Raw genomic sequence first — 13,517 nt, 5'->3', positions numbered from 1 at the left:
GGCCGTCACTTCTGCGCCTGCTCCAGCAAGGCTGGCAATGCTTTCAGCATGGCCTCGCGCGTGCGCAGGCCCGCCGATGGCAGGCTTTTCTGCTCGTCCTGCACCAGGCGCGCAAAAACGATGCTGCGCTCGCCCTTGCTGGCCCAGCCCACGAACCAGCCGTAGCCATGCGCTTCGTCAAAGCTGCCATCGGCCTGGCGCGGGAAGGCCGTGCCCGTCTTGCCATGCACTTGCCAGCCACCCACGTCCGCCAGGCGCGTCAGACGCTGCGTTTCCTGCATCGCCTGCCTGCTCACGGGTAGCTGGTAATTGACCAGTTTGCGCAGAAACCCCAGCTGTTCCAACGGTGAAATTTTCAAGGAAGAACTGATCCACGAGCGCTCCAGGCTATTCTCCTTGCCCTTGTCGCCCGACACATCGGCATTGCCATAGCCGAGCGCCCGCGTGTATTTCTGGAAGCGCTCGGCACCCAGCGCCTGCGTGATCTGCTGCGAATACCAGAGCACGCCATACTGCATCCAGCGCGACGGGTCCGTCTCCTGGCGCCACGCTTCGCCGCCCCAGTCCACATAGCCCTGGCGATACGGCAGGGTCGGCTGGTGCTGGTCCTTGAGGACACCGGCGTCATAGCCCATCAGGCTGAGCGCGATCTTGAACGTCGAGGCAGGGGTGACGCGGTCGATGCAATTACCTTCCTGCAGCAAGACGGCGCCCGTTTTGGCGTCGGCCATGGCGGTGCAAATGGTAGCGGCGTGGACATGCGAGGCGGCCAGAACGGTGCTTGTCAAGCCGAGGATGAACTGGGAAAGTGCGCGATATTTCATGGGCCTCCGGGGTTGGGGGAGCAGGACAAAGCGAAATTGTACTGGGCAGCGCGACGCGGTGCCAGCGACCATCGACCACCGTGAGCGTGTGATCCTGCCAACTAGCGTCCTGCAAGCGCGCCCGGTTGGCGTTCGCGCTTCAGGTGCGCCTCTTCCAGTTCGTCCATGCCCAGCTTTTCCTCGTCGATCAGCGCATGTTCGCATCGTTCGCGCTCCAGTTCCTCTTCCAGGCCACCTTCGCCAGGGCCCTGCGTGATTTTTTCCGGCATGCTGTCGTCCTCTGCGGTGCTTGAGTGAAAAGTTCAGGCGAGCTGACCCGCCTGCGCCACGGCATCGTGCGGATGCAAGCTTTCCATATGCCGTACGGTAACACGCGCCTGCGCATGGTGTGGCAGCGCCGCCTGCACGCGGCGCGCCGCGTCTTCCACATACATCAGATTAGCACCATTCAAGCGCGCAAACGCCTGCTCGTCGGCCCGTTTCACGGCCGTTTGCAGCGGCGTCGCCAGCGCCGCTTCCACCAGGTCGATCAGCGGAAACAAATCGAGCTGCGCCTGTTGCGTTAATGGCACGGTCACCGTCGCCGTGCTGCGCTGGCTGTGCGGCGTGGCCAGGCTGGCATGCTCTTGCAGCCAGTCGCGGGCGGCTACGGCGTCGACGCTTGCGCTGCCGAACTGCGCCGCAAAGGCGTCAGCCAGCAACTGCCGCGCCAGCGCCGCCGAACATGGACAGGTCGACGAATAGCCGATCTCCACCGTCAGTGACAGGGCAAAGCCCTGCGGGGAGCAACTGGCCTGCAGGCGCACGGGATACGACTTCCAACCCGACAGTCCTGCCGTCAACAGCGCCGGCTGGCGCCGCAGCACGGGGAACGCCAGCGCCAGGCGCGCCTGCGTGCTGCCGCAATCGGCGTGGCTGTCCACCATGCGCCGCAACACGGCGGCCAGGACAGCGGCATCGAGCGGCTGCGCGGCGGCAAACGCATCGAGCAGCAGATACAGGCGCGACATGTGGATGCCCTTGATGTGCGGGTCCGGCAAATCGACTTGCACGTCGGCGCAGGCATGCACTTGCTGTACCTGCCCGCCCTCCTCGATCCACAGCGGCAAGGCGATGCCCTGCATGCCGACCCAGTCCAGTGGTATGGGATGGCCGAGATGGGGGCCGGCTGCCACGTCGGGCAGGGGCAAGGAAAGGCAATCGCGCGTCATGCTCATGGCTCCATATGCAAACAAGTTGCATATAATGCAGAGAAAAACGTCAACTTGCAAGTTACTTGCATTAAACGGGTGTTACAGGCATAGCAGGCATGGCATGCGCTGCCTGGCGCCAGCTCAGCTAGCCTTGCGAAACGTCAAATTGATACGCTGTGCGCCCAGCAGCGCGTGTTCGCCCTCTTTCAGGGGTGCCACGCCGTGAAAGCGCAGGCGGTCGGCGCCGCCCCATACCACCACGTCGCCATGCAACAAGGCGATGCGCGCAGCCTTGTCGGCGCGCGCCGCCCCGCCGAACAGGAAGATGGCAGGCAAGCCCAGTGAGACCGAAACGATGGGCGCGGTGAAATCGCATTCATCGCGGTCCTGGTGCAGGGCCATGCGCGCACCGGGCACATAACGGTTGACCAGGCAGGCGTCGGGCGTGAAGCCCGGATAGCCGGCAGCCAGCGCCGCCTGCTGGGCCAGGCGCAGGAACACGGGCGGCATCGGCGGCCAGGGTCGGCTGCTGGCCGGATCGAGCCGCACGTAGCGGTAGCCGCGTCCATCCGTGATCCAGCCCTGGGCGCCGCAATTGCTCATGGCCACGGACATGCGCAAGCCGCCCGGCGTGGCCATATGGCGCAGGGGCGAGGCCAGCACAATGGCCTCCAGCGCCGGCAGCAGCTGGTCCAGATAAGGCAGGGCAAAAGCGCGCAGCAAGACCGACGCGCAACTGCCCGGCACCAGCGGCGCAGGAGCGGCAGGGGCTTGCTCTTCATCGGCAAAAAGGGAGAGGTTCATGCCACTTATTGTAGGCGCAGCATGGAAAAAGCGCACGCGCCTGCCCCATGGCTGCGCTACCGTGGCATTTCCAGCAGCAGCCTGCGGCGCCGACGATGGATCATTACGCCGCATTGCTGCACGCCCTCGCGCAGCAAGAAGAAACCCTGCCAGTCGAACGCCGCGCCAACGCTGCAGCGCTTTTCGCGCGCGAGTGCGCGCGATATTTGCCAGCATGACAGCGTGCCGCCAGCGCAGCATGCTGCAGTTTGCGCGCCGTTCGGCGAAGATACATGGCGTTTCTTGCCAGCCCGCAGTGCAACATGCATTTCGCTCCTGATTTGCGCGTGCATGCTTTAGAATCAGCCACCTCAGCCCCGTAAAAACAGGATAAAACATATGACGGCAGTCGGGAATACCGAACCACAAGAGCTCAAGCGCGGCCTGAAAAGCCGCCACATCCAGCTCATCGCCCTGGGCGGCGCCATCGGCACCGGCCTGTTTCTCGGCATCGCGCAAACCATCAAGATGGCCGGCCCTTCCGTGCTGCTCGGCTATGGCATCGCCGGCGTCATCGCCTTTCTGATCATGCGCCAGCTGGGCGAGATGGTAGTCGACGAGCCCGTGGCCGGCTCCTTCAGCTATTTTGCCCACAAATACTGCGGCCACCTGCCCGGTTTCCTGTCTGGCTGGAATTACTGGGTCCTGTATGTGCTGGTGAGCATGGCAGAACTGACGGCCGTCGGCATCTATGTGCAGTACTGGTGGCCGGACGTGCCCACCTGGGTCTCGGCGCTCATCTTTTTTTGCGCCATCAACGCCATCAGTTTGTTGAATGTCAAAGCCTTCGGCGAGATGGAATTCTGGTTCGCCATCATCAAGGTGGTCGCCATTATCGGCATGATCGTTTTCGGCGCCTGGCTGCTCGCTTCCGGCAACGCCGGTCCGCAGGCGTCGGTGGCCAGTGGCAGCACGGCGGCTTCTTCCCGAATGGCTGGCAGGGCCTGGTGATGGCCATGGCCGTCATCATGTTCTCGTTCGGCGGCCTGGAACTGGTGGGCATCACGGCGGCCGAGGCCGATGACCCGAGCACGACGATTCCGCGCGCCACCAACCAGGCCATCTACCGCATCCTGATTTTCTATATTGGCGCGCTGGGCATTTTGCTGTCGCTATATCCTTGGCAAAACGTCGTCACCGGCGGCAGCCCCTTCGTGCTGATCTTCCATGCACTCGACAGCAACCTGGTGGCCACGGCGCTGAACGTGGTGGTGCTGACGGCCGCCCTGTCCGTCTACAACAGCGGCGTGTACTGCAACACGCGCATGCTGTTCGGCCTGGCCAAGCAAGGCAATGCGCCGCGCGCCCTGCTGCGCCTGAACCGCCGTGGCGTACCGCTCGCTGCGCTGGGCGTGTCGGCCCTGGCCACGGGCGCCTGCGTGGTGGTCAATTACTTTATGCCCGGCGAAGCGTTCGAAGTGCTGATGGGCCTGGTGGTCTCGGCACTGATCATCAACTGGGCCATGATCAGCTGGATACACCTGCGTTTCCGCGCACAAAAAAAGGCCGAGGGCAAGACGACGCTGTTCCAGAGCCTGGGCTACCCATTCACCAATTACCTGTGCCTGGTTTTCCTGGCCGGCATTTTGGTGATCATGTACCTGACACCGGGCCTGCGCGTCTCCGTCTACCTGATTCCCGTGTGGCTGTGCGCCCTGGGCATCGGTTACTGGATCAGGCAAAGCAAGGCCAAGGCCTAGGCTGCTTTACGCTGAATCAAGCAAAAAACAAACCAGCAAAAAGCCCGCCTTCGCAAGAAGGCGGGCTTTTTTGTCGTTGACGCTGCACCAGAGGCAGCACACTAAGCAGACTCAACGCTGGCAGCCTCGCCCTGCTCCGGCAGCACATCGGCCCATGCAAAATATAAAATATAAAATATTAAATATTAAATATTAAATATTAAATATTAAATATTAAATTATATTGCAATATTTTTATGATTGCCATGCATCGCGCTCTGCCGCCACGCCCGGATTGGGGTATGTTCGGCATATAGCGCACGTCCTCACTGTTGCCGCAAGTAAATTTATACTGTTGCTCAAATGCCGAAAGTGACTATGTGTGACATTTCCCGTGCTCGCAATCACTATGATCGCTGAGAACACCGCAACACATCCGCATTCGCTGATACGTAACATCAAGCACGGCCCTAAGGAGACAGCATGAGACTTTTGAACTTAACGATAGCCAAGCGGCTCGGCCTGGGTTTTGGCCTGGTCGCCTTACTCCTGTTACTGATCATCACGCTGGGGCTAGCCAGCATGAAGCAAATCCAGGACCGCATGGATGAGGCAACCAAGGTCAACAACGTTGAAACCAGGCTGGCGCAAACTATGGATTTGACAGTCACCGAGCGGGCGTTGGCGCTACGCAATCTTATTTTGCTGAAAGAAGAGAAGGAAATCAAGATCGAGGTCGAGCGCATCGCGGCGCAGGAAAAGAAATATGCCGCCGCACAACAAAAGCTGGGAGAAATGTTCAGCAAATTGGGCGGCACATCGACCGAAGAAAGAAATCTGCTCGAACAGATCCGCCAGCAGAGCGAGCTGGCCGGCCCCTTCATCCAACGGGCCGCTACGCTGGCGCTGAGTCAAAAGCAGGAAGAGGCCTATCAACTGCTGCGCTATGAATTCCGCCCCGTGCAAAAGCGCTGGTGGGAATTGTTGCGCACCTTGATCGCGCTCGAAGAAAAGCAAAATAGCGAAGCCACTACCATCGCCGAGGAGGCTTATAACCAGGCGCGCCTGATGATGCTGAGCATAGGCTCGCTGGCACTGGTCGTGAGCCTGCTGGCCGCGGTGCTGATCACGCGCAGCGTGACGCGTCAACTCGGTTGCGAGCCCGACGAGGCAGCCGAGATCGCCGGGCAGATCGCCAGTGGCAACTTGGTTGTGCCCATCCATACTCGCGCCGGCGACACGCACAGCCTGCTGTTCGCCATGCAGTCGATGCGCGACAGCCTGGCGAAAATCGTCCAGCAAGTCCATACCAGCACCGAGACGATCTCCACGGCGGCGGGGCAAATCGCCATGGGCAACCTGGACTTGTCTTCGCGTACGGAACAACAGGCCAGCACGCTGGAACAAACCGCTTCCTCGATGGAAGAATTGACCAGCACCGTGCGCATTAACACCGACCATGCGCGCCAAGCCAACGGGCTGGCCGAATCGGCCTCCGATGTCGCTACCAAAGGCGGCGCCGTGGTGGCGCAGGTGGTCGACACCATGGCGGCGATCGATGTCTCGGCACGCAAGATTGTCGACATTATCGCCGTGATCGACGGCATCGCCTTCCAGACCAATATCCTGGCGCTGAACGCGGCAGTCGAGGCAGCCCGCGCCGGGGAACAGGGGCGCGGCTTTGCCGTGGTGGCTACCGAGGTACGCAATCTGGCGCAGCGCTCGGCAGCAGCAGCGAAGGAAATCAAGGAATTGATCGGCGATTCAGTCGACAAGGTGCAGGCCGGCAACCGGCTGGTCGAACAGGCCGGCTCGACCATGCACGAGGTCGTCGCCAGCGTGCGACGCGTCACCGGCATCATGTCCGAAATGCTCTCCTCGAGCCAGGAACAATCGACAGGTATCGAGCAAATTAATATGGCCGTGACGCAAATGGACAATGTGACGCAGCAAAATGCGGCACTGGTCGAGGAAGCGGCCGCCGCCGCGCAGGCGATGCAGGCACAGGTCAACAGCCTGAACGAGGTAGTCAGCGTCTTTAGTCTGGGCAACATCGCTAGCGTGCGCGCGGCACCGCCGCGCGTGCCTAGCCGCCCGCCAGCGCCACCGCCAGCGGCGAGGCACACGCTCGCCACGGCAAAGCCGGCCCGTTCCGCCGTCGCCAAGCCCAGCGAAATCGAGTGGGAACAGTTTTAAAGCGGCAACATAGGAGTGAGGCATATGGGTAAATTGGAACAGGTCGTCGCTGCAAGCGAAGTAGCGCAACACATCTTCCCGCATGCGGGCCATGTCGACAAAGAGCAGCGGGCCCTGCTGGCCCGCCAGCAGGCCGCGACGCTCTGGCTGACCGGCCTGAGCGGCGCAGGCAAGTCGACGCTGGCCTACGCGCTGGAGAGGCGGCTGCTGGCGGAGGGGCGACTCGCCTACGTGCTTGACGGCGACAATATGCGGCACCACCTGAATGGCGACCTGGGTTTCTCTCCCCGCGACCGCCAGGAAAACATCCGCCGCAGCGCCGTCATCGCCAGGCTGATGAACGACGCCGGCATGATGGTCATCTGCGCCTTCATCTCGCCGCTGCGCAGCGACCGCGAGATCGCGCGCCAGATCATCGGCTGCGACAATTTTATCGAAGCCTACATCAGTACGCCGTGCGCGCTGTGCGAGGAGCGCGATCCCAAAGGACTGTACAAGAAAGCGCGCGCCGGCCTGATACCGGCCTTTACGGGCGTCTCCGCGCCGTATGAGGCGCCGCTGGCGCCAGCGCTATCGCTCGATACGGCCGCACTGTCGCTGGAACAGGCTTGCGAACAGCTATTCCAGCAGCTTTGCCCGCGCTTCATCTGATGTCGCGCGGCTACCTTTTTCGAGGAATGATGAGATGAATAGCAGCTCCCCTTCGGGCATCGGCGCGCGCCCGCGCCCGGTCATGATGATCCCCCTGCGCCGCTGCGGCAGCCATGCCCTGCGCCTGCGCCTGAACCTGTCGCCGCAGTTTTATTCGCCGTATCCGCTGCACCTGATCGATATGATGCCGCTGCTGCCCCTGTACGGCGACTTGCGCGACGACCGTGCCTACTTTCGCCTGGTGGTCGATGTGGTGGGCCTGGCGGCGGTCAGCATGGTCAAGTGGCCGGGCGTCGTCTTCGATCCGGTGGAACTGTTCGAGACGCTGCGCGAGCAGCCGCGCAGCATCCACCGCGTGGCATGGGAACTACTGCTGCGCGCCGGCGAACGCCACCAGGCCCAGGTGGTAATGGACAAGTCGCTCGACAGCGTGCACTACGCCGATGACCTCATGGAGCTGTATCCAGACATGCTGTTCCTGAATGTGGTGCGCGATCCGCGCGCGCAAGTGGCGTCGATGAACCGCGCCATCATCCACGATTTCGACACCTTGCTCAATACCAGGACCTGGCTGGCAGCCCATGTGGCAGCTGACCATGTCATGCAGCGCTATGGGCAGCGCGTGCTGACCATACGCTATGAAGATTTCCTCTCGCGGCAACAGGAGACGCTGGAAACGGTCTGCCATTTCCTCGGCATCCGCTTCCTGCCGCAGATGCTCGACGTCGCCGCCTCGGCGGAAGCGCGGCAAATCGCGCAGTTGTCGTCGCTCTGGTCGGCCAACTGCTATGCGCCGATCGCGGCCAATATCGACAAATTCCGGCAGCAACTATCGGATGACGATATCAAGCTCATCGAAACGCTCACCGGAGCGTATATGGACCGCTACGGCTACACGCGTCTCAGCGGCGGTGACGCCAGCATCACGCCCGCGCTCATCGAGATGGCCGGCGTGCGCTCGGCGCAAGGACGCGAGCGTGCCTGGAGCGACCTGGAAGAGGATAATTTTCGCGACTACGTGCTGCGCCGTTGCCGCGCCGACTATCTGACACAGTTGCATGCACGGCTCAGCCAGAGCGGCGGCGCGGCCGACAGCGGCAGCATCGTCACGCTCGATCAGCTCGACCCGAAGGCGTTTGTCGTCAACGATTAATATTCTGGCGCAGCGCAGACATCGGGCCATGGCCGCTTGCGGGCTGCACACTGCGGCGCAATGAAAAACGCCGCCGGGATCACTCCCGGCGGCGTTTTTTATCCTGCAGCAGTCAAGCACTGACTGCCTGTCAGGACGGCATCAGATGCTGTCGAGCACCGCATTCAGGCTGGCGCTAGGACGCATGACCGCTTCCGTCTTCGCCGGATCGGGCAGATAGTAGCCGCCGATATCCATTTCCTTGCCTTGCACTGCTTTCAGCTCGGCGACAATCTTCTCTTCATTCTCGGCCAGGGCTTTTGCCAATGGCGCGAAGTGTGCTGCCAGCTGCGCATCATCTTTCTGCGCTTCCAGCGCTTGCGCCCAGTACATGGCCAGATAGAAATGGCTGCCGCGATTGTCGAGCTCACCAGTGCGTGGCGATGGCGACTTGTTGTTGTCAAGCAGCTTGCCGGTGGCTTCATCGAGGGTTTTCGCGAGGATTTTAGCCTTCGCATTGCCCGTCTTGATGCCCATGTCTTCCAGCGACACGGCCAGGGCCAGGAATTCACCGAGCGAATCCCAGCGCAAATGGTTTTCTTCCACCAGTTGCTTGACGTGTTTAGGTGCCGAACCGCCAGCGCCCGTTTCGTACATGCCGCCACCGGCCATCAACGGCACGATCGAGAGCATCTTGGCGCTGGTGCCCAGTTCCAGGATCGGGAACAGGTCGGTCAGATAATCGCGCAAGATGTTGCCCGTTACCGAGATGGTATCGAGGCCACGGAAGGCGCGCTCCAGGGTGTAGCGCATGGCGCGCGTCTGCGACATGATCTGGATTTCCAGGCCCTTGGTGTCGTGCTCCTTCAGGTACACCTGTACCTTCTTGATGACTTCGTTCTCGTGCGGACGGTAAGAATCGAGCCAGAACACGGCAGGCATGCCCGAGTTGCGCGCGCGGGTGACGGCCAGCTTGACCCAGTCGCGGATCGGCGCGTCCTTGACCTGGCACATGCGCCAGATGTCGCCCTCTTCCACCGTTTGCGTCAGCAGCACTTCGCCCGTTTCGATGTCGGTGATGTTGGCAATGCCGCCTTCCGGCACTTCAAACGTCTTGTCGTGCGAACCGTATTCTTCCGCTTGCTGCGCCATCAGGCCCACGTTCGGCACGGTGCCCATGGTCTTCGGATCGAAGTTGCCATGCCATTTGCAAAAGCCGATCATTTCCTGGTAGATGCGCGCGAAAGTCGATTCCGGCATGACTGCCTTGACGTCTTTCGGACGGCCGTCGGCGCCCCACATCTTGCCGCCGATACGGATCATGGCGGGCATCGACGCATCGACGATGATGTCGTTCGGCGAATGGAAGTTGGTGATGCCCTTGGCCGAATCGACCATGGCCAATTCCGGACGATGCGCGTGGCAGGCGTGCAAATCTTTCAGCACTTCATCTTTTTGCGACGCTGGCAGGGTCTCGATCTTGTCGTACAGGTTGCTCATGCCATTGTTGACATTCACGCCCAGCTTGTCGAACAGGTCTGCGTGCTTGGCGAACGCGTCCTTGTAGAAAATGCGTACGCAGTGGCCGAAGACGATAGGATGCGACACCTTCATCATGGTCGCCTTGACGTGCAGCGAGAACATCACGCCGGTCTTGAAGGCGTCGTCGATTTCCTTCTCGTAGAACTCCAGCAGCGCTTTCTTGCTCATGAACATGCTGTCGATGATTTCGCCCGCTTGCAGGGAAACCTTGGGTTTCAGCACGATAGTCTTGCCCGAGGCGGTGACCAGTTCCATCTTCACATCGCGGGCCTTTTCCAGGGTCAGCGATTTTTCGCCATGGTAAAAGTCGCCATGATGCATGTGCGAGACGTGGGTTTGCGACGCCTGGCTCCACTCGCCCATCGAATGCGGGTGCTTGCGGGCGAACTCTTTGACCGCCTTCGGTGCGCGGCGGTCGGAATTGCCTTCACGCAGCACTGGGTTGACCGAGCTGCCGATGCACTTGCCGTAACGGGCCTTCAAGGCTTTTTCTTCTTCCGTCTTGGCATCTTCCGGATAGTCGGGCAGCTTGTAGCCACGGGCTTGCAATTCGCGCACGCAGGCGATCAATTGACCCTGGGAAGCACTGATGTTAGGCAGCTTGATGATGTTGGTGTCCGGATTCTGGGTCAATTTGCCCAGTTCAGCCAGAGTATTCGGGACTTTTTGCGCGTCCGTCAGGAATTCGGGAAATTCGGCCAGTACACGCGAGGCCACCGAGATATCGCTGGCGACGACGTCCACGCCAGCGGGCGCGGTGAATTTTTTGATGATTGGCAGCAGGGAATACGTCGCGAGCAGCGGCGCCTCGTCAGTCAGCGTGTAGATGATTTTGGATTTTTGTGTTGCCATGTTCATTCCCTTGTATGCGGTGATGCCTGGTGGTTAACTTTCTTCATTCCAAACACAGGACGGTTAGCCTTGCTTTGGACGGCTAGTGTGCCGGCGGTGACGCCGTGCTTGCCCACCACGTATTTTAGACTGTCCTGCCGCTGTTTGTGTATCCGATGGGGACGAATCTTATATAAGACAGCAAATATCTGAAGCAGCCAGTGATATATGACGGTTTTACGCGCGACAAGATATGGCTGCGGACTGGCCGGGCATGTATGCGAGCATAAAAATATAGACAGAAATACACGTATATTTGCGCAAATCGTGTCACTCTCACGCGTTCTGACGATCCCGCGCACGTTCGCCAGCGCCAGCCACAGTTGCAGGGCGATCTAGAACTTACTGGATGTGAAAGGCTTTTGTGACCGGGCGTTCGACGATGCGGACTTGTCGTCGCACATCGCCGTCATCACAGCACGTCCTTGACTTGCTATTTAAGAAATTCTTGGCATGGCGACACCTTATCGGAGAAGGTGTTCCCGAGCTGCGCCCCTTTGAGGCTGGGATATGCCAGATCCGGCATACAAGGCGCAAGGGCTGGCCGACCCGGTGAGAGCACCTGGCCGACCAACCCTTGGAGTCAGTCAGAAAGCAAGCGTGACAGGTGAATCAAGCTTGCTGGCCGCCCTTGCGCTTCTTGCGCAGACGCGCCGCCAACAAACCACCACCGATCAACCACATGGCCATGCTGGAAGGCTCCGGTACCGGCGACACCGCCGACACCCCGACGACTACGGGCCCCAAGTCCCAGCCAAGGTAGCTATAGCCATCAACCTTGCCATCAATGAGATCGGCCAGCGAACGCCCAGCCAGATCGCCATCGAATCTGAACTCGTCGGTGCGCACGAAGCCAAGGTCATAGTTGTATACGTGGACGGTATTGGCACCTTCCAGGAAGTACAAATTATTTTGCTCGAAACCGATCATGTTACCGAGCTTGCCGGTCAGGGATGCGCCACTCCAGCCAGCTGCGCCACCCGAGAATGCAGTCTTCTTGGAATCGAACGCCAGCGTGCCGGTGAAGTAATTGTAGTAGCTCAAAGTACCATCGACATCCAGCCACACCGATTTATCATCACCCATGGCCAACAGATTGTTGTTACCCAAGAGACTCTGACCCGCCTGGGGACCGCCAGTCAGGGTCAAAGGATAGGCTCCGCGAGGGACTTCGCCCCACCCCTTGTCGACATACCAATCAGTCCAGTAGTTTTTGTTGGACACGTTTGGATCAACGAAGTTGATGTCCCAGTCTTCGGAGATGTCGTGTGCGCGAACCAGGTTGCTCGAGTTGCCTATCACATTGGGAGAGTTGAGCAAGGCCTTCCACAGGTTGTCGCTGGTGGCCTTGTTATTGCCATCTCCGACGACCAGCTCGGGAAACATCTTGTAGAGCTGCTTGTGGGGACGCACGTCATAGCCCTTGGCCGGATACCACTCTTGGGGATAAATCGTGGCACCATCCTGGTTGTAGCGGACTCCTTCCCTCCAACGCGAGACCTGCGTCCAGTTGTAGTCCGTCGCGGCCTTCGCCTCCATCAGACCAACGGTAGCCAACGCAAGGAACGCCAGCGCCATCTTAATTTTTTTCACCAAAATAATTACCTTTTTGAAAACAAAAATGTTGATATTAAAATACAATTAGTCGGCAGTGGGTTATCACCAACAAGCGCTTGCCATAGACATCGAGCAGGGTCCGCAGGTAGGTGTCGATATTGGTCTCGGCGAACAGAGTCGCCGAAGCAAAATCGCTAATTTATTTGAGCGGGGGGATTGAGCGCACTCACGGGATTGATCGCTACGTAGACACCGTCGCAGGCAAAGTCGACCAAATCGGGCAGGCCGTCGCCATTAACTGGGCGTCAAAAACGGGGAGAGATCTCCGGTTTTTACCGACTGAGACGCGATTTTTTTGGGCGTCGGGACATATTTTACCTAAAAGTCGTTTTTAGGCATTTTCATTACGATTTTTGGCAATTTTGGCACCTATGGCACCGGGTGTTGCCGCTCAACCGCAAGGAACGCTTGTGGGAAATGGGGGGCAGCGATACCGCACCCAGATCATCATTCGCCTCAACGGCAAACGCAGAAGCGAGGCCTACCTGCTCGCGCGGACTGAGGATTCAAAGACGCTGGTCAGCAACGCATACTGGCGATCAATATCAACAGAGCGGGATTTGAATGGGCACGGGAGCACGGTTGCCTGAGCCACGCGGATGCATCCATGAGCAAGGACGAATGGTCGGCGAAGAAGGAGGCATCGCCCGTGCGTATCCAATGGGACCCGGAGCGGGATCTGCTGTTGCGGCCGCAAGCTCACAGAGCCATTCAGATCGGTCTCAGCAAAAAGGCGGTAGAACTTTACGTAAATCAATGGATAACCAGGGTGGTGGATGTGACGCCGCTGGCCCACGCAATCCATGCGTTGCTCGCCCAAGAAAAGTTTGAGGAAGCAAAGCACATGCTGCCGCGAGAAAAACCGTATTCGTCAGTATTTCATCCATCCTGAGCGTTGACATCCAGGACCTGAGAGCGGGGTCAAGCAAGATAGCTCATGCAACACAGG

General features: G+C 59.8%; 10 protein-coding genes and 2 pseudogenes. 5 read left to right on the top strand and 7 right to left on the bottom strand.

The window, feature by feature from the left end; genetic code table 11:
- Positions 1-5: 5 nt before the first annotated feature.
- The 5 genes from blaOXA to H4V96_RS09645 form a co-directional block, all read right to left on the bottom strand.
- Positions 6-824, bottom strand: a complete 819-nt coding sequence (blaOXA, locus tag H4V96_RS09665; protein WP_196855411.1) for a class D beta-lactamase — start codon at positions 822-824, stop codon at positions 6-8.
- 101 nt (positions 825-925) lie between these two features.
- Positions 926-1,093 (bottom strand): hypothetical protein, encoded by a 168-nt coding sequence (locus H4V96_RS09660; protein ID WP_196855412.1) that lies wholly within the window; start codon positions 1,091-1,093, stop codon positions 926-928.
- A gap of 33 nt (positions 1,094-1,126) precedes the next feature.
- A complete protein-coding gene (folE2, locus tag H4V96_RS09655; protein ID WP_196855413.1) occupies positions 1,127-2,041 on the bottom strand; it encodes a GTP cyclohydrolase FolE2 in 915 nt (304 codons plus the stop codon).
- A gap of 117 nt (positions 2,042-2,158) precedes the next feature.
- Entirely contained in the window at positions 2,159-2,821 is a 663-nt protein-coding gene (gene alkB / locus H4V96_RS09650) for a DNA oxidative demethylase AlkB (RefSeq protein WP_010397747.1), read from the bottom strand.
- A 56-nt stretch (positions 2,822-2,877) separates the two neighbouring features.
- Complete coding sequence (locus H4V96_RS09645; RefSeq protein ID WP_280720889.1) at positions 2,878-3,129, bottom strand: hypothetical protein; 252 nt, start codon at positions 3,127-3,129, stop codon at positions 2,878-2,880.
- Between the two features lie 70 nt (positions 3,130-3,199).
- Between H4V96_RS09645 and H4V96_RS09640 the strand changes: the two are divergent.
- The 4 genes and pseudogenes from H4V96_RS09640 to H4V96_RS09625 all read left to right on the top strand — a co-directional run bounded on the left by H4V96_RS09640 (position 3,200) and on the right by H4V96_RS09625 (position 8,539).
- A pseudogene (locus tag H4V96_RS09640) lies at positions 3,200-4,560 on the top strand (amino acid permease).
- A gap of 462 nt (positions 4,561-5,022) precedes the next feature.
- Positions 5,023-6,735 (top strand): methyl-accepting chemotaxis protein, encoded by a 1,713-nt coding sequence (locus H4V96_RS09635; protein ID WP_043461715.1) that lies wholly within the window; start codon positions 5,023-5,025, stop codon positions 6,733-6,735.
- 24 nt (positions 6,736-6,759) lie between these two features.
- A complete protein-coding gene (gene cysC, locus H4V96_RS09630; protein WP_010397742.1) occupies positions 6,760-7,386 on the top strand; it encodes an adenylyl-sulfate kinase in 627 nt (208 codons plus the stop codon).
- 34 nt (positions 7,387-7,420) lie between these two features.
- Positions 7,421-8,539, top strand: a complete 1,119-nt coding sequence (locus tag H4V96_RS09625) for a sulfotransferase (protein ID WP_196855414.1) — start codon at positions 7,421-7,423, stop codon at positions 8,537-8,539.
- 141 nt (positions 8,540-8,680) lie between these two features.
- Here the strand turns inward: H4V96_RS09625 and H4V96_RS09620 are convergent, their stop codons facing one another.
- Together H4V96_RS09620 and H4V96_RS09615 are read right to left on the bottom strand one after the other, a co-directional pair.
- Positions 8,681-10,912: an NADP-dependent isocitrate dehydrogenase gene (locus H4V96_RS09620; protein ID WP_010397737.1), complete on the bottom strand. Its 2,232-nt coding sequence runs from the start codon at positions 10,910-10,912 to the stop codon at positions 8,681-8,683.
- Positions 10,913-11,563: 651 nt separating this feature from the next.
- Positions 11,564-12,592, bottom strand: a complete 1,029-nt coding sequence (locus H4V96_RS09615) for a PEP-CTERM sorting domain-containing protein (RefSeq protein ID WP_196855415.1) — start codon at positions 12,590-12,592, stop codon at positions 11,564-11,566.
- Positions 12,593-13,088: 496 nt separating this feature from the next.
- Here H4V96_RS09615 and H4V96_RS09610 point away from each other — a divergent pair.
- Positions 13,089-13,460, top strand: a pseudogene (locus H4V96_RS09610) (DUF4291 family protein); the annotation flags it as partial.
- Between the last annotated feature and the right edge of the window lie 57 nt (positions 13,461-13,517).

Source organism: Janthinobacterium sp. CG_23.4 (assembly GCF_029892305.1).
Lineage (GTDB): Bacteria > Pseudomonadota > Gammaproteobacteria > Burkholderiales > Burkholderiaceae_D > Janthinobacterium > Janthinobacterium lividum_D.
This window is presented reverse-complemented; position numbering and strand designations above follow the sequence as displayed.

What these genes read in the sequence shown, in the direction of transcription:
- H4V96_RS09660 (WP_196855412.1), bottom strand. Translation starts at nt 1,093, where the DNA reads ATGCCGGAAAAAATCACGCAGGGCCCTGGCGAAGGTGGCCTGGAAGAG.
- H4V96_RS09625 (WP_196855414.1), top strand. Translation starts at nt 7,421, where the DNA reads ATGAATAGCAGCTCCCCTTCGGGCATCGGCGCGCGCCCGCGCCCGGTC.
- folE2 (WP_196855413.1), bottom strand. Translation starts at nt 2,041, where the DNA reads ATGAGCATGACGCGCGATTGCCTTTCCTTGCCCCTGCCCGACGTGGCA.
- H4V96_RS09635 (WP_043461715.1), top strand. Translation starts at nt 5,023, where the DNA reads ATGAGACTTTTGAACTTAACGATAGCCAAGCGGCTCGGCCTGGGTTTT.
- blaOXA (WP_196855411.1), bottom strand. Translation starts at nt 824, where the DNA reads ATGAAATATCGCGCACTTTCCCAGTTCATCCTCGGCTTGACAAGCACC.
- H4V96_RS09645 (WP_280720889.1), bottom strand. Translation starts at nt 3,129, where the DNA reads ATGCATGTTGCACTGCGGGCTGGCAAGAAACGCCATGTATCTTCGCCG.
- alkB (WP_010397747.1), bottom strand. Translation starts at nt 2,821, where the DNA reads ATGAACCTCTCCCTTTTTGCCGATGAAGAGCAAGCCCCTGCCGCTCCT.
- H4V96_RS09620 (WP_010397737.1), bottom strand. Translation starts at nt 10,912, where the DNA reads ATGGCAACACAAAAATCCAAAATCATCTACACGCTGACTGACGAGGCG.
- cysC (WP_010397742.1), top strand. Translation starts at nt 6,760, where the DNA reads ATGGGTAAATTGGAACAGGTCGTCGCTGCAAGCGAAGTAGCGCAACAC.